This is a genomic window from Stenotrophomonas sp. Steno-C17 (genome assembly GCF_056393165.1).
Genome location: NZ_JBWJPD010000001.1, coordinates 351,842 through 368,060, shown reverse-complemented (window position 1 = coordinate 368,060; position 16,219 = coordinate 351,842). Strand labels below are relative to the sequence as shown.

The window sequence follows — 16,219 nt, the reverse complement described above, 5'->3', positions numbered from 1 at the left end:
CCCTAGATCCACGCCATGCGTGGATGCCGCACCCGCCAACCCCACCCCGCTCAAATCTTCAGATAAATGCGACGCCGGTCCAGCCAATACACCACGCCCCACCACAGCGCCACAAACGCGGCCGCCTGCAGCAGCGACGCCAACGCCAGCCCGCCCGGCATCGCCATGGACAGCTGCTGCCACACCCAGCCCCACGCCCCGCTGGCCAGCAACAGCACCGACATCACCGAAGCGCCCAGGTAGGCCGTGATCGCGTTCACCCCGAAGCGTCGCCCCAGCGCAGGCCAACCACGCCGGTCAATCAGCACGTGGCCCAGCCACAGCGCCACCGCGGCCAGGCCGCCCGTCCACAGCACATAGCTGGGCGTCCACAGTTGCTTGTTCAACGGCAGCGCGATCGCCAGCACCAGACCCAGCACGGCGCAGCCCACGCCCGCCCCGGCCAGCGCAGCGGCGCGGCCCGCGCGCAGCAGGCCACCGGCCAGCAGGCCCAGCACGGTGGTGGCCAGCGCACCCAGGGTGCTCAGCAACCCTTCCGGGTCGTGCCCCAGGCCGGTTTCAGGCTGCCACTGGTAGATCCACGGTGCGAACCACGCTGTGTCCAGACGGCTGGCCGGGTTGGTGAACGGCGCCAGATCGCCGTTGCCCAACAACAGCAGCGTGTAACCCACCAGCAGTCCCAGCAGCAGCGCCAGTTGCGTGCGCGGCCGCGCGTACACCGCCAGCACGCCGACCAGTGCCGCACACAGTGCAATCCGCTGCAGCACGCCCCAGATGCGGAAGTGATGGGTATGCAGCGCCCACCACACCAGCAGGTGCAGCAGCACGCCGGCGATGGCGATGCGCAGCGCGCGCTCCAGCACGCCCTTGGCCAAGGCCGGGCGCGCTGCGGTGTCCTGCGCGCGTGGGGCCACGCTGAAGGCCATCGACACGCCCACCAGGAACAGGAAGAACGGGAACACCAGATCGGTGGGCGTGCAGCCGTGCCATTCGGCATGGCGCAATGGTGCGAACACCGCGCTCCAATCTCCGGGGTTGTTGACCAGCAGCATGCCGGCCACGGTCAGGCCACGCAGGGCATCGATCGAGCCCAGCCGCACCGACGCCGCTGCCCCCATCATGCGGCCTCGTAGTGGCCGGCAATCCAGGTGCCGCGCACCTGCAGCGCCTCGTCCAGCAGCACCAGGTCGGCCTGGTAGCCCTCGGCGATGTGGCCCAGGCGGTCATCCACGTTGAGGAACTGCGCCGGGTAGGTGGAGGCCATGCGGGCAGCCTCGGCCAGCGGCTGCCCCAGCAGCTGCACGGTGTTGCGCACGGCGGTGGCCATGTCCAGTGCCGAACCCGCCAGCGCACCGGCGGCGTTGCGCACCACGCCATCCACGGCGGTGATGGTTTCGCCGTAAAGCACATAGCTGGGGTCGTCGGCACCGACCGGCGGCATGGCGTCGGTCACCAGCAGCAGACGGCCGCGCGGCTTGGCCGCCAGCGCCACGCGCAGGCTGGCCGGGTGCACGTGCACGCCATCGACGATGATGCCGATCCAACTGTCACGATCTTCCAGCGCCGCACCCACCGCACCGGGCTCGCGCCCCTGCAGCGGCGACATGGCGTTGTACAGATGGGTGAAGCCGCGCACGCCGGCATCCAGGCCGGCGCGGATCTCTTCATAGCTGCCGGCCGTGTGCCCGGCGGCCACGATCACCCCGCGTTCCACCAGCGCGCGGATCGACTCCAGCGGCACGCGTTCGGGGGCCAGGGTCAGCAGGGTCACACCGTTGTCCAGCGAGGCGGCCAGCGCGATTTCCTCGGCATCGGGCACGCGGAACTTGCTGGCATCGTGCGTGCCCTTGCGCGCCGGGGCGATGTACGGGCCTTCCAGATGGATACCGATCACGCCCGGCACGCCCTGCGCGATGGCATCGCGCATCGCCGCGATGGCCTCGCGCATCACGGTCACGTCGTCGCTGATCAGCGTGGGCAGCATCGCGGTGGTGCCGAAGCGCCGATGCGCCTGCGCGATGGTGCGCAGCGCGGCCACGTCGGGCGTGTTGTTGAACAGCGCACCGCCACCGCCGTTCACCTGTACGTCGATGAAGCCAGGCAGCAGCCAGCCACCGCCCAGGTCCACCTGCTCACCGGCCGCGCCCAGCTGCGGGGCAGCATCGGGCAGCAACGCGGTGATCCGTCCGTCTTCGATCACCACGGCCAGGTCGTCGCGGAAATCATCACCGGTCAGGATGCGCGCGTTGCGCAGCACCTGTTTGTGCGGGGCAACCGCCATCACACCGTCTCCGTAACCTTGTTCAGATGCGGCGGCAGGTCCGGGTTGAAGCCACGGCGCAGGGCCAGCGCATTGATCGCGCGGTAGAAGCTCTGCACCGTCAGCAGCGGCGCGCACAGCGGGTGCGGTGCAGCGGCCACCGGCAGGTTGCCACCGGCACCGGCCAGCCACACCTGGGCACCGCGTGCGCTGAACTCATCCACGACGGCGCGGGTACCGGCGCCGGTTTCATCCGGCTGGGCAAACGCCAGCACCGGGAAGCCGCGGTCGACCAGCGCCATCGGGCCATGCTTCACTTCGGCCGAACTGTAGGCTTCGGCGTGCAGGCTGCAGGTTTCCTTGAACTTCAGCGCTGCTTCCTGCGCGGCACCCAGGCCCAGGCCGCGGCCCAGCACGAACAGGTTGTGCGCATCCACCAGGCCCTCGGTCAGGGCCGTCCAGTCGCATTGCCATGCCTCGCGCAGCGCATCGGGCAGCAGGTCCAGGGCATTGCGCAGCGCGCTGTCCTGCTTCCAGTACGCGGCCAGCTGCAGCAGCGCGGCCAGCGACGCCAGGTAGCTCTTGGTCGCCGCCACGCTCTTTTCAGCACCGGCGTGCAGCGGAATGACCGTGTCGGCCAGCTGCGCCAGCGGCGAATCTTCCACGTTCACCAGCGCGACCACGCGTGCGCCGGCGGCCTTGGCGGCCTCGGCATTGCGCAGCAGGTCCGGGCTCTTGCCCGACTGCGAAATGACGATGAACAACGCACCGCGCAGCTGCAGCGGTGCGGCATAGACCGAACCCACCGACGGCGAGGCCGACGCCACCACCAGGCCCAGCTGGGTTTCCAGCAGGTACTTGCCGTAGGTCGCGGCATGGTCGGAACTGCCACGCGCGCAGGTCACCACGAACGGCGGCGGCGCCGCGTGCAGGCTGGCGGCCAGGGTTTCCATGGTGGCGTGGTTGCGGGCGAACTGGCGTGCGACCACATCGGCCGCTTCGGCGGCTTCGGCAAACATCAGGGTGGCGGTGGGGTCTGACAGCGACATGGCGGACTCAGGCGGGTTCGGAAGGAAGGGGACGGGCACCGGACGGGCGCATCGGCGCGGTGGAACCGCGCACCACCAGCTGCGGCACGAAGCCCTGGTTGTGCAGCGGTGCGGGCGCTTCATCGTAGGCATCGCTGCGCAGCTGGCCGATCAGCAGGCGGGCGGCATGGCGGGCGATGTCTTCGGTGGCCTGCTTGGCGGTGGTCAGCGGCGGCCACGACTGGCGCGAGAACGGGCTGTCCTCGAAACCGGCGATGGACAGATCGTAGGGCACGCTCATGCCGGCCGACTTGGCCGCAGCCAGCACGCCGGCGGCGATTTCATCGTTGGAACCGAAGATGGCGGTAGGCGGTTCGCGCAGCGCCAGCAGGCGGCGCGCACCACGGAAACCGTCGTCGAAGGTGTAATCGCCCTGCACCACCAGGTGCTTGTCCACGGTCATGCCGTAGTCCTTCAGCGCCGCCTCGTAACCGGCGTAACGTTCGCCGGAGGAACGGTGCGAAGTGCCACCCCAGAGGAAGCCGATGCGCTGGTGGCCGAGCTGGATCAGGTGTTCGGTGATCTCGTAGGCGGCTTCGCGGTCGTCCACGAACACGCACGCGCCGTCGGCCGGGTCTTCGGTGGCGGCAATGATGCGCACCAGCTTGATGCCGCGCGCGGTCAGCGCCTGGATCAGGTCGCGGCGCTCGGACATGGGGGCGGTCAGCACCAGCCCGGCCAGCCGCGAACGCTGCACCCAGTCGGCCAGTTCGTCGGCCAGCAGCGGCGAGCTGGAATCACAGGGGTGGATCTGCAGGCCGAAGCCGGTTTCGCGGCAGGCGGCCAGCACACCGTTCTGCACGCCGATGATGTGGTACGGGTTGGGGTTGTCATACACCAGCCCGATCACGAAGGTGGTGCCGCTGCGCAGGTTGCGCGCGGACGGATCGGGCTCGTAGTCCAGCTCGGCGATGGCACGCAGCACCCGCGCGCGGGTGGCCTGCATCACCGAGGGCTCGTTGTTGATCACCCGCGACACCGTCTTCAGCGAGACCTTGGCCTTTTCGGCAACGTCCTTGATGGTCGCTCTGCGCATCGGTTTTTCCTGGGGTTGGCTGCCGTCCATCATCGCCGATCAGCCCTGGTCCTGCGGCAGGCCCACGCGGTGGCCGACCACCGAATAGAACAGGATGTACAGGTAGCAGGGCACCATCAGCAGCACGAAGGTGAGCTGGAAATCGATGTGCTGCTTGAGCAGGGCGAACAGCTGCGGAATGATCGCGCCACCAGCAATACCCATCACCAGCAGGGCCGAACCGGTTTCGGTGAAGCGCCCCAAGCCGCGGATGGCCAGCGGGAAGATGGCCGGCCACATCATCGCGTTGGCGAAGCCCAGCAGGGCCACGAAGGCCACCGACACATAGCTGTGGGTGGCCCAGGCGCCCAGGCAGAACACCACGCCCAGTACCGCCGACAGGGTCAGGTAGCGCGACTGCGAGACCACCCGCGGAATCACCAGCAGACCGACGACATAGCCGACCAGCATCGCGCCCAGGGTGAAGGCGGTGAACATCTTGGTCTGGTCCAGCGGCAGGTTGAAGCCGTGGCCGTAGGTGCCGATGGCATCACCGGCCATCACTTCCACGCCCACGTACACGAACAGGCACAGCACGCCCAGCCACAGGTGCGGGAACTGGAAGATGCTGCGGCGCTCGACCGCACCGGCAGCCACCGGCGTGGCATTGGCTTCGGAGGATTTGATTTCCGGCAGCGGCGAGAACAGCACCGCCACCGCCAGCACCACCAGCAAGCCGGCCATGGCCAGGTACGGGGCGTGGATCTTGGCGGCGAACTGGTTCAGCAGTACGGCCTTGGTCGCGGCATCGGCCGCCTGCACCTGCGCGTCCAGATCGCCAATGCCATGCAGCACCACCGTGCCGATCAGGATGGGCGCCAGGATGCCGGCGATCTTGTTGCAGATGCCCATCAGCGCGATGCGCCGCGCCGCCGTTTCAATCGGCCCCAGGATCGAGATGTACGGGTTGATGGCCGTCTGCAGCAGGGCCAAGCCACTGCCGATCACGAACAGGCCGCCCAGCGCACCGGGATACCAGCGCTGGGTGGCGAACTCGCCGAACAGCGCCGCGCCACCAGCCATCACCAGCAGGCTCAGGCTCAGCCCCTTCTTCATGCCGGTGCGGCGCAGGATCCACGACGACGGCAGCGCCAGGAAGAAGTAGGACAGGTAGAACACCATCAGCACCAGGAAGGCGCCGACCTCGCTGAGCTCGAAGGCGAGCTTGACGAAGGTGATCAACGGGCCGTTGAGCCAGGTGAAGAAGCCGATCAGGAAGAACAACACGCCGACGATGGCGATGGAGGTGGCCACGTTCGGGCGCGCGCTTGCAGCGGGGACGGCGGACATCAGGAAGGCTCCTGCGGCGACGGCCGCAGAACACGGCGTCGGAGAGTGGCTGGGAACAACGTTGTCACATTCTTTCGATGGACGGCGCCGGTTTGTCAACTTCCAATCTGCACCCCGTGTGCAGGGTGCTGCGCTGCGGGATGACAGGACGGGCAATACCGCTGAATGCGCGCCAGGCCTTGACGCTTGTGGCGCAAGGGCGCGCGGGGTGAGCAGATCATCACGTGATGTAAACGTTTACGCCGCACTTGATTCGTTGCGCCGCAGCAACGAAAGTGTCACGAACTCGTTGACATCGTTGTCAGCGCAGTTACAGACTCCGCCCCATCGCCGGGTCTTTCGTGGGCCCGGTCCCCACCTGCAGCAGGAGCCCGCGTGACCGCCAGCCATCCCGCCCCGGCCCATGTGCTTTCCCGTCACGCGCCCTCGTTCCTGGCCGCTGACGTGGGCGGCACCCATGTGCGCGTGGCCCGGGTGCAGGCCAGCGGCGATGCCGCCCATCCGGTGCAGGTGCTGGACTATCGCAAGTACCGCAACGCCGACCATGCCGGCCTGGCCGCCATCCTCTCCGACTTCCTGGGCGACAGCGCGCGGCCTTCGCACTGCGTGGTGGCCACCGCCGGCTACGCCCGCGAAGACGGCACGGTGATCACCGCCAACGTGCCCTGGCCGTTGTCGGCGCGGCAGATCGAAGCCGAGGTGGGCGTGCAGCGCGTGCACATCGTCAACGACTTCGAGGCAGTGGCCTATGCCGCTGCACAGGTCGATGCCAGCGGCGTGCTGCACCTGTGCGGGCCCGAAACCGCAGCGCGCGGCCCGACCCTGGTGGTCGGCCCCGGCACCGGCCTGGGTGCGGCGCTGTGGATTCCCACTCCGAATGGTCCGGTCGTGCTGGCCACCGAAGCCGGCCAGCCCACGCTGGCGGCCAGCACCGCGCTGGAAATGGACATCGTGCGCCACATGCAGCGCGAGCGTGCGCATGTGTCGATCGAACACGCCCTGTCCGGCCCCGGCCTGATGAACCTGTACCGCGCCGTCTGCGCCCTGCAGGGCGATGCCCCGCAGCTGGGCAGCCCCGATGCAGTCACCGCGGCGGCCATGTCCGGCAGCGATGCGCACGCACGGCAGGCGCTGGATGTGTTCTGTGGCCTGCTGGGCAGCACCATCGGTGACATGGCGCTGTTCTACGGCGCCCACGGTGGCGTCTACCTGGCCGGCGGCATCCTGCCGCAGATCCGCGAATACCTGCGCGCCAGCACCTTCGTCGAACGCTACCTGCAGAAGGGGCCGATGGGCGAAGCGTTGGCACGCATCCCGGTGAAGGTGGTCGAGCATGGACAGCTGGGCGTGATCGGCGCCGCCAGCTGGTTCCTGCTGCACCACCCCGCCTGATCGGCAATACGCAGTACGCAACACGCAGTACGCGTTGTATCCGCACCACCGCGCAGGTTGCTGCAGAGGCAGCCGTGCGCGTTCCTACCTACCGCACGCCGCCGACACCGCAACCCAGTGATGAGGAGAGACATCATGAACACCCGCAAGACTCTGCTTTCGGCAGCCATCGTCGGCTGCCTCGCCTTCTCGGCGCATGCACAGCAAACGACCCCGCAGGACCTGGACACCGTGCAGGTGGTGGGTATCCGTGCCAGCCTGGAAAAGTCGCTGGACACCAAGCGCAACAACGTGGGTGTGTCTGAAGCGATCACCGCCGAAGACATCGGCAAGTTCCCCAGCACCAACGTGGCTGAAGCGCTTTCGCAGATTCCGGGCGTCACCCTGGACCGCCGCTTCGGCCAGGGCGAGCGCGTCAGCATCGACGGCACCGATCCCAGCCTCAACCTGTCCTTCCTGGACAACCACCCGGTGGCACAGGCCATCTGGCTGTACGGCGAACAGCCCAACCGCGGCTTCGACTACACCCTGCTGGCCCCGCAGATCCTGGGCCGCGCCGAGATCATCAAATCCTCCGAAGCGCGCCTGACCGAAGGCAGCCTGGGCGGCACCGTGCTGATGCACACCCGCCAGCCGCTGGACATGAAGCAGAACGAAGTGGCCGCCTCGGTGGGCTACAGCTACAGCGAGCAGGCCAGCGAAGGCAAGCCGAACGCGGCCGTGCTGTACAGCTGGAAGAACGATGCCGAGACCTTCGGCGTGGCCGTGTCGGCCCAGCACTATGAAGAAGCCGTGGACCGCCAGGGCAAGGAAGTGTTCGGCTACGTGAAGGCCAGCACCTTCGCCAACGCCACCGGCGTGGCCGCCGACGTGGACGTGCCGAACTCGTTCAACGCCGCCTGGTTCCAGCAGGAACGCAAGCGCGACAGCGCCGTGGTCAACCTGCAGTTCAAGCCGACCGACGAACTCGAGTTCAACCTGAGCGGCCTGTACATCAAGGAAAAGTTCGACAACTACAACCAGTCGCTTTACTCCTTCCTGACCTGGAACCCGGGTACCGTGAACGCGGTGGACCAGCTGGGCACCGTGCGCAACGGCGTAGCCACCAGCGGCCATTCCGATGCCAGCGCCACGGCCAACAGCGGCACGCTGATCTATGACAACAACGTGCGCCTGTCCGAGGTGACCACCAAGGGCGTGGACCTGCGCGGTGCGTGGAAGAGCGAATCGTGGGGCGTCAGCGGCCAGGTCGGCCAGAGCAAGTCGGAAAACAAGGACCTGGCGCAGTACTTCATCGAACCGTTCTACAACGGCGGCTACAGCTGGAACATGGACAAGGGCATCACCTTCGATGACCCGGCCGGTGCCCGCGATCCGGCCAACTGGGGTTCGGCCGGTGGCTGGTTCGGCAACAACGGCGTGTTCTCCACCGAGAGCAAGGACACCTACGCCCAGCTCGACTTCAACGTGCAGTTCGACAGCATCTTCAACCAGCTGCAGTTCGGCGTGCGCCACGGCAAGCACGAAGAAGCCTTCACCCTGAACGTTTACGGCGGCGTGACCCCGGGCACCCTGGCCGACGTGGGCACCATCGGCCTGACCGATATCCAGGGCTTCACCGACGACCAGGGCCGCCACGTGCAGGCCGGCCGTGACAACGTGCTGAACTGGGTGCGCAACAGCCCGATCGACTACAGCAACCCCGATCCGGCCAGCTACCTCAACAACAGCTGGGCGCTCACCCAGACCAACAACGCCGCCTACGCACAGTTGAACTTCTCCAACGGCCCGCTGCGCGGCAATCTGGGCGTGCGCTACGTCGATTCCAAGACCGAAGGCAGCGGCTTCGTCTACGGTGGCACCCCCACCCTGACCGACCTGGACAGCAAGTGGCAGACCCGCACCAAGAAGGAAGACTTCGTGCTGCCTTCGCTCAGCCTGGCCTGGGACACCGACAATGACTGGGTGTTCCGCTTTGCTGCCGCGAAGGTGATCGCCTGGGCGCCGTACAACCAGATGGTCAACAACACCTTCCTCAATGACACCACCCTGACCGGTTCGGGCGGCAACGCCGACCTGTCGCCGTACGAGTCGTGGAACTTCAACGCATCGGCCGAGTACTACTACGCACCGCAGTCGGTGGTGGCCTGGTCGGTGTTCTACAAGAAGATCGACAACTACATCGACACCTCGGCCACCATCGAGCGCCAGTACAACTCGATCCGCGATACCTCGCCGGCCACCTGGGCCAACATCGTCGGCACCAACGGCTGCACCGCCGACGGTTACTGCGATTACAGCATCCAGCGCCCGCGCAATGCCGGCAGCGGCCACGTGAAGGGCTTCAACATCAGCCTGCAGCAGCCATTCGGTGAAAGCGGCTTCGGCCTGACCGCCAACTACACCTATGCCAACGGTGAGAACAACACCGGCGATCCGCTGCCCTACCAGTCGCGCAACGCCATCGCGCTCAGCCCGTACTTCGAAAAGGGCCCGGTCAATGCCCGCCTGACCTACAACTGGCGCGACAGCTACCTGGCCGGTGGCTACGTGGCCGGTGCGGCACCGGCCAGCGTGGACGACTACGCTGAACTGGGTGCCAGCTTCGGCTACACCTTCAACGACAACTGGTCGTTGAACATCGACGCGCAGAACCTGCTGGACGAGACCTACTTCCAGTACCTGGGCGACAAGGAACACCTGGCCGGCAAGTACAAGAGTGGCCGCCGCTACATGGCCACCGTGCACTTCAAGTTCTAAGCCAGCGCAGTGCAACACGCGCGACGGGCCCGGTCTTCCGGGCCCGTCGTACGATGGGATACCGGTGGGCGCCTGCACGGGCGCCTGCGCGGCGGCCACTGCTGGCCGCCCACCACAGGAGTGACACGATGCGATTTTCCCCGCTTGCCCCGCTGCTGCTGGGCACCCTGTTCGCCGCCCTGCCGGCGCTGGCCGCCGATGCGCCGGCCCTGGATTCGGGCCCCGGCCCGCAACTGCGCGCTGGCAGCCTGATGCTGATTCCCGCCCCGGCGCGGGTACAGCGCGGCAACGGTGCGGGCATCACCGTGCGTGCCGACACCCCGCTGCAGGCCGACGGTGAGGCCGCACAGCGCGTGGCCGCACAGTTCGCCGATCTGCTGGCGCGCAGCGGCGGCCCGCGCCTGGCCCCAGCGCGCGACGGCGCAGCCACGAAGAACGGCAGCATCCAGTTCCAGATCGTGCCGACCTTCCGCGACAGCGGCGAAAGCTACACGCTGGAAAGCGACGCACAGGGCGTGCGGGTGCAGGCCGGCAACGAGACCGGCCTGTTCTACGGCGCCACCACCCTGGCCCAGCTGGCCACCGGTGGCAGCAACGGCGTGCTGCCGGCCGTGCAGATTGCCGACGAACCGCGCTTCAGCTGGCGCGGTTTCATGCTCGATTCGGCCCGCCATTTCCAGAGCCTGGACGAGATCAAGCGCGTGCTTGATGCGATGGCCGCGCACAAGCTCAACACCTTCCATTGGCACCTGACCGACGACCAGGGCTGGCGCATGGAGATCAAGCGCTACCCGAAGCTGACCGGCGTCGGCAGCTGCCGCCTGCCCGCCGGCGATGGCGGCATCGATCCGGTCAGCGGCAAGCAGTACCCGTACTGCGGCTACTACACCCAGGACCAGATCCGCGAGGTGATTGCCTATGCGGCCAAGCTGCACATCCAGGTGATTCCGGAAATCGATGTGCCCGGCCATGCCACCGCCGCCATTGCCGCGTATCCCGAGCTGGGCTCGATCAGCACGCCGCTGCAGCCGATCAGCGAATGGGGGGTGTTCCCCAACCTGTTCAATACCGAAGACAGCACGGTGCAGTTCCTGGAAAACGTGCTGGAAGAAGTGATCGCGCTGTTCCCCGCGCGCTACGTGCACGTGGGTGGCGACGAAGCAGTGAAGGACCAGTGGATCGCTTCGGCGCGCGTGCAGCAGCGCATGCGCCAGCTGGGCATCAAGGATGAGATGGCCATGCAGAGCCACATCATCAAGCGCCTGGAAACCTTCCTGGAAGAACACGACCGCCGCCTGATCGGCTGGGACGAGATCCTGGAAGGCGGGCTGCCGCCGCAGGCCACGGTGATGTCCTGGCGCGGTACCGAAGGCGGCCTGGCCGCGGCCAGCGCTGGCCACGACGTGATCATGTCGCCGGTCACCCACCTGTACCTGGACTACCTGCAGACCGCTTCGCCGAACGAACCGCCGGGTCGCCCGGCGCAGGTGAACCTGGCCAAGCTGTACGCCTTCGAGCCGGTGCCGGCCGAACTGGCTGCCGACAAGCGCGGGCATATCCTGGGCCTGCAGGCGAACATGTTCACCGAGCACACGCGCAGCTACGCGCGCCTGCAGCACAACCTGTTCCCGCGCCTGGCAGCGGTGGCCGAAACCGGCTGGAGCCCGGTCGCGCAGCGTGACTTCCGCGACTTCCTGGCCCGCCTGCCGGCGCAGCTGCAGCGCTACCGCGCCTGGGGCCTGGCCTACGCGCAGACGCCGTTCCAGGTGGCCGTGGGCCAGACCGACAACCGCGCCGCCAACACGGTAACGGTGTCCCTGTCCAACCCGCTGGGCTACGAGGTGCGTTACCGCACCGATGGCAAGCCGGTCACCGCGCAGTCGCCGGTGTACACCAGACCGCTGACCGAAACGCTGCCGGCCAGCGTGCAGGCGGCCGCGTTCTACCAGGGCCAGATGCTGGCCGCCGCCCCTACCGTGGTGGATTACAGCGCGCAGTCGCTGCTCAGCCGCCGCAGCCAGCAGCTGCTCAGCTGCGTGGGCGAAAAGGGCCTGGTGCTGCGCCTGGAAGACGACGGCCCGCGCGAAGGCGAGCGCGCGGTGTTCAACGTGGACATCTTCCAGCCGTGCTGGCGCTGGGCCAATGCGCAGCTGGCCGGGATCCGCAGCATCGACGTGCGTGCCGGGCGCATTCCGTACTACTTCCAGCTGGCCCACGACGAGCCGGCGCGCAAGTTCGAAAAGGCCACACGCCCGAACGGTGAGATGCGAATCCGTCGCGGTGACTGCAGCGGTCCGGTGCTGGCCGAAGTGCCGCTGCCGGAAAAGCCCGATGCCGATGGCTTCGTGACCCTGCACGCCGCGCTGCCGGCCGGCATCACCGGTACCGATGATCTGTGCATCAACTTCACCGGCGACACCCGCCCGGCGATGTGGGTGCTGGACGAAGCCACGCTGCGGTAAGCGCCAACCCCGGCCCCGGGGTCGGATCCCTTTCCGCAGGAAAGGGCTCTGACCCCCAGCCCGACCCCGGGATCGGATCCCTCACCCGCGCCAGCGCAGCAGCAGGTCGCGCAGCGGGGTGAACGCGGTGGCCATGCCTGCCAGCACGCCGATCGTGTTGGCGATCGCATCCATCGCATCGGCACTGCGGGTGCTGGTCAGCGCGCCCTGTGCGAACTCGATGCACACGCCCATCAGCACCAGCCCCACGCCCGCCCACAGCAGCGGACGGCCATGGCGGAACAGCTGCACGGCGCTGCCGGCCAGGATGAAATAGGCCAGGAAGTGCTCGACCTTGTCGCTGTTCTGGGGCAGGTCCATCGGCGGCGGCGGGATCAGGCAGACCACGATCACCAGCAGCACCGCCAGCCCCCACAACGCTGCCCACAGCCGTGGCCGGCGCAGCGGCTTGAACGGCGGCAGCGTTGCGCTCACAGGCGCCAGCTCAGGTCACCCAGTTCGAAGGCCGGCTCGAAATCCACATCGCGCTGCAGGCCGATCACCTGGAAGCGCTCGCCCATCTCGGTGGGCAGGGTCAGCTTCTTCACCTGGTCACGCAGCTGGATGCGGCCCACCTCATCGGTGCGCTCTTCGGCCAGCACCAGCACCTGGTCCAGGCCGTTGCCCAGCAGGAAGCTGGCCTGGCTGCAGTAACCGGCCAGATCGAAGCCCGCATGCAGGCCGGCCTCGGCCATCGCGGTGAAATCCACCGACGCGGTGATGTCCTGCAGGCCCGGCCAGCGGTACACCTCGTTGTGCACGTGGTGGCGGTAGAACGCGCGTACCGTGCCGTCGTCGCGGTCGTGCTGGTAGAACTCGGCGCGGCTGTAGCCGTAATCGACGAACAACATCGCGCCACGCTGCAGGCCACCGGCCACCGCCTGCAGCCAGTACGGCAGCTGCGGCAGCACTTCCGAGCGATAGCCCTCGGCGAAGGGCTTTTCCAGATAGCGTTCGATATGGCGCACCGCGCCGTTCAGCAGCACATCGGCCGGCTGCGCGCCGCGCATGAAGTTGCCCTGGCCATCCAGCTCCACGGTTTCTTCGTAGACCTCGCCGTCCTTCACCAGGAAGCGCGGCGTGGGCAGCGCGTCGATCACTTCGTTGGCGAACACCACGCCTTCCCAGTCATCGTCGAACGGGCGATCGACCCACTCCACGCGCGCGGCCAGCTCGGCCGGCAGGTTCTGTTGCAGGCGCTGCTGCTGGCGCTGGCGCAGGTCGGCACTGGGCTCCAGGATCGCGTAGCGCGCCGGCAGGGCGTCCAGCTCGGCCAGGCGCAGCAGCACGGCTTCGGCAAATGCGCCGGTGCCACCGCCCAGTTCCAGCAGGCGGGCGTGCGCGCCCAGCTGGCCGAACACCGGCGCCAGCGCATTGGCCACGCTGCCGGCGAACAGGCCGCCCAGTTCCGGCGCGGTGGTGAAATCGCCACTGCCGCCGAACTTGCTGGCACCGGCGCTGTAATAGCCCCAGCCCGGCGCATACAGGCACAGTTCCATGAAGCGGGAGAACGGCATCGCCCCACCCTGCGCAAGGATTTCAGCGCGCAGGGCGGCGGCCAGCTGGTCGCTGTGGGCCAGGGCATCGGCTTCGGGCAGGGGGAAGGTGGGCTGCATGGCGTCTTCGAATGCGGTGACAATGGTGCACAGGATAGCCGAGCCTTGGAGGACCCTCATGAGCGACACCGCCCCCGTGGCCCTGATCACCGGCAGCGCACGCCGGATCGGTGCGGCCATCGCCCGCCAGTTCCACGCCTGTGGCTGGTCGGTGGTGCTGCACGCCCATACATCCAGCGCCGAACTGCAGCAGGCCGCGTTCGATCTGGAAAACGTCCGCCCCGGCAGCGTGCTGGCCCTGCAGGCCGACCTGCGCGACGCCGCCGCCCTGCCCGACCTGGTGGACCAGGCCGTGGCCCACTTCGGCCGCCTGGATGCGCTGGTGAACAACGCCTCCAACTTCTTCGCCACCCCGCTGGGCCAGGTCACGGCCGAGGCGATGGACGAACTGTATGCGGTGAACGCACGCGCCCCGCTGCTGCTGGCCCAGGCCGCAGCGCCGCACCTGCGCCGCCAGCAGGGCAGCATCGTCAACCTGACCGATCTGCATGGCACCGACCCGATGCGCGACCATGTGGCGTACACGATGGCCAAGGCCGCGCTGGAAATGGCCACCCGTTCGCTGGCACTGGAACTGGCGCCGAAGGTGCGGGTGAACGCGGTCGCGCCGGGCGCGATCCTGTGGCCGGAACAGGGCAAGGACGATTTCGCGCGCGAAGCGCTGCTGGCGCGCACGCCGCTGGCGCGGATCGGCACCGTGGAAGAGATTGCCGAGGCGGTCTACTGGCTGGTGGCCGATGCGCACTTCGTGACCGGCCACACGCTGCGCGTGGATGGCGGCCGCACGGTCAGTTGAGCGTTCCGCCGGGCATGGCCCGGCGCTACCGATGCGGGCGGCGGGTAGCGCCGGGCCATGCCCGGCGAGCGCAGCGGGAACCGCCTTTACGCGAGATCGACTACCTCGAACGCCTCACCATGCTGCCGGTGTGCCCGCCACAGCGTGGCCAGGTCCTGGCCACTGACCGGATCGATGAACCCCGGCGCGATGTCGGCCAGCGGTTTCAACACGAACGCGTGCTTCAGCTCCGGACGCGGTATGCGCAGGTGGCCGGGGCCTTCCACGATCAGATCGCCGTAGAACACCACGTCGATGTCCAGCGTCCGGTCGGAAAAGCGTGGCCCGCTGCGATCGCGGCCATGCGCGTCTTCCAGCGCATGCAGCCAGTCGTCCAGTTCCTGCAGCGGCAGGTCGGTCTCGATCGCCACGGCATTGTTGAGGAAGGCCGGGCCATCGAAGCCGACGGCGGCGGTCTGGTAGGCCGGCGACACCTGCACGGCGCCGAAACGCTCGCGAAGGGCCGCCACCGCGGCGTGGAGATAGCGGCGGGGCTGGACGTTGCTGCCCAGGCTCAGGAGCACGGTGGTCATGCGGTTCCGGTGGCGGCGTTCTGGGGGGGACGTGGGCATGCCGTCATCACGGCGGCCTGCCTACACTCCGGGACGCACATGATAGGGCACCGACATGACCTATTGCGTTGGAATCGAGGTGGATGAAGGCCTGGTCTTCGCCGCCGACACCCGCACCAATGCCTCGCTGGACGACGTGCGCGTGCACCGCAAGCTGCACGTGTTCGACTACCCCGGCCAGGCCGCCTTCGTGCTGATGGCCGCCGGCAACCTGGCCACCACCCAGCTGCTGGTCTCGCGCCTGACCCGCGATGCCGCCGAACGGCGCACGCCGAACCTGCGCGACATGCCGCACCTGTTCGAGGCCGCAGCCTACGTCGGCCAGCTGCTGGTGGACAGCCAGGTGAAGTGCCAGCACACCGAACACGGCCACGACGGGGTGAACACCCAGGCCACGCTGATCTTCGGCGGCCAGGTGGCGGGCGAGCGGCCCGGACTGTACATGGTGTATCCGCTGGGCAACGCGATTGCCGCCTCACCGGAAACGCCGTACCTGCAGATCGGCGAATCCAAGTACGGCAAACCGATCCTGGACCGCATCCTCAGCCCGGCCACGCGCCTGGGCGATGCCGCACGCACGGCCATCGTGTCGCTCGATTCCACCATCCGTTCGAATCTTTCGGTGGGCCTGCCGATCGACCTGGCACTGATCCGCGATGGCGAGCTGCGGGTCGGCCAGCAGTTGCGGCTGGGCGCCGATTCGGCGCTGTATGCCGACATCCACCAGAACTGGTCGCGGCGCCTGGAACAGGCGGTGGAGAGCCTGCCGCGCTTCCCGTGGGAAACCTCACGCGGCGAAGGCGGGTAGCGCCGGGCCAGGCCCGGCGACC

Annotated in this window: 13 protein-coding genes; 5 read left to right on the top strand and 8 right to left on the bottom strand. The window is 67.9% G+C overall.

Translation table 11 applies throughout. The features are described 5' to 3' along the window. Window positions 1-50: 50 nt before the first annotated feature. The 5 genes from AC06FA_RS01635 to AC06FA_RS01615 are packed head-to-tail and all read right to left on the bottom strand — an operon-like array spanning window position 51 to window position 5,713. Window positions 51-1,118: an acyltransferase family protein gene (locus AC06FA_RS01635; RefSeq protein ID WP_478066855.1), complete on the bottom strand. Its 1,068-nt coding sequence runs from the start codon at window positions 1,116-1,118 to the stop codon at window positions 51-53. Further along, the gene (gene nagA / locus AC06FA_RS01630) at window positions 1,118-2,281 is read right to left on the bottom strand and encodes an N-acetylglucosamine-6-phosphate deacetylase (RefSeq protein ID WP_478066829.1); all 1,164 of its coding nucleotides are present in this window, start codon (window positions 2,279-2,281) and stop codon (window positions 1,118-1,120) included. The genes AC06FA_RS01635 and nagA overlap by 1 nt, the downstream gene beginning before the upstream one ends. Beyond that, window positions 2,281-3,309 (bottom strand): SIS domain-containing protein, encoded by a 1,029-nt coding sequence (locus AC06FA_RS01625; RefSeq protein WP_478066828.1) that lies wholly within the window; start codon window positions 3,307-3,309, stop codon window positions 2,281-2,283. Before AC06FA_RS01625 ends, nagA begins: the two co-directional genes overlap by 1 nt. A 7-nt stretch (window positions 3,310-3,316) precedes the next feature. Next, window positions 3,317-4,384 (bottom strand): LacI family DNA-binding transcriptional regulator, encoded by a 1,068-nt coding sequence (locus AC06FA_RS01620; RefSeq protein ID WP_312708358.1) that lies wholly within the window; start codon window positions 4,382-4,384, stop codon window positions 3,317-3,319. Window positions 4,385-4,423: 39 nt separating this feature from the next. Beyond that, window positions 4,424-5,713, bottom strand: a complete 1,290-nt coding sequence (locus AC06FA_RS01615) for a sugar MFS transporter (RefSeq protein ID WP_478066827.1) — start codon at window positions 5,711-5,713, stop codon at window positions 4,424-4,426. Window positions 5,714-6,088: 375 nt separating this feature from the next. On the opposite strand from AC06FA_RS01615, the gene AC06FA_RS01610 reads away from it, so the two are divergent. The 3 genes from AC06FA_RS01610 to AC06FA_RS01600 all read left to right on the top strand — a co-directional run bounded on the left by AC06FA_RS01610 (window position 6,089) and on the right by AC06FA_RS01600 (window position 12,327). After that, window positions 6,089-7,105, top strand: coding sequence for a glucokinase family protein (locus AC06FA_RS01610; protein WP_478066826.1), 1,017 nt, complete (start codon window positions 6,089-6,091; stop codon window positions 7,103-7,105). A 135-nt stretch (window positions 7,106-7,240) separates the two neighbouring features. After that, complete coding sequence (locus tag AC06FA_RS01605; protein ID WP_478066825.1) at window positions 7,241-9,865, top strand: TonB-dependent receptor; 2,625 nt, start codon at window positions 7,241-7,243, stop codon at window positions 9,863-9,865. Between the two features lie 128 nt (window positions 9,866-9,993). After that, window positions 9,994-12,327 (top strand): beta-N-acetylhexosaminidase, encoded by a 2,334-nt coding sequence (locus tag AC06FA_RS01600; RefSeq protein WP_478066824.1) that lies wholly within the window; start codon window positions 9,994-9,996, stop codon window positions 12,325-12,327. A gap of 81 nt (window positions 12,328-12,408) precedes the next feature. Here AC06FA_RS01600 and AC06FA_RS01595 read toward each other — a convergent pair whose 3' ends face one another. Further along, window positions 12,409-12,801 carry a VanZ family protein gene (locus AC06FA_RS01595; protein WP_478066823.1) on the bottom strand — a complete coding sequence of 131 codons (393 nt, stop codon included), beginning with the start codon at window positions 12,799-12,801 and terminating at the stop codon, window positions 12,409-12,411. Continuing rightward, window positions 12,798-13,982: a class I SAM-dependent methyltransferase gene (locus AC06FA_RS01590; protein WP_108762904.1), complete on the bottom strand. Its 1,185-nt coding sequence runs from the start codon at window positions 13,980-13,982 to the stop codon at window positions 12,798-12,800. Before AC06FA_RS01590 ends, AC06FA_RS01595 begins: the two co-directional genes overlap by 4 nt. 58 nt (window positions 13,983-14,040) lie before the next feature. On the opposite strand from AC06FA_RS01590, the gene AC06FA_RS01585 reads away from it, so the two are divergent. After that, entirely contained in the window at window positions 14,041-14,778 is a 738-nt protein-coding gene (locus AC06FA_RS01585) for a pteridine reductase (protein WP_312708365.1), read from the top strand. A gap of 86 nt (window positions 14,779-14,864) precedes the next feature. Here the strand turns inward: AC06FA_RS01585 and folK are convergent, their stop codons facing one another. Next, window positions 14,865-15,350 (bottom strand): 2-amino-4-hydroxy-6-hydroxymethyldihydropteridine diphosphokinase, encoded by a 486-nt coding sequence (gene folK, locus AC06FA_RS01580; RefSeq protein WP_478066822.1) that lies wholly within the window; start codon window positions 15,348-15,350, stop codon window positions 14,865-14,867. Window positions 15,351-15,444: 94 nt separating this feature from the next. On the opposite strand from folK, the gene AC06FA_RS01575 reads away from it, so the two are divergent. Further along, window positions 15,445-16,197, top strand: a complete 753-nt coding sequence (locus AC06FA_RS01575) for a proteasome-type protease (protein ID WP_478066821.1) — start codon at window positions 15,445-15,447, stop codon at window positions 16,195-16,197. The last annotated feature ends 22 nt before the right edge of the window (window positions 16,198-16,219 follow it).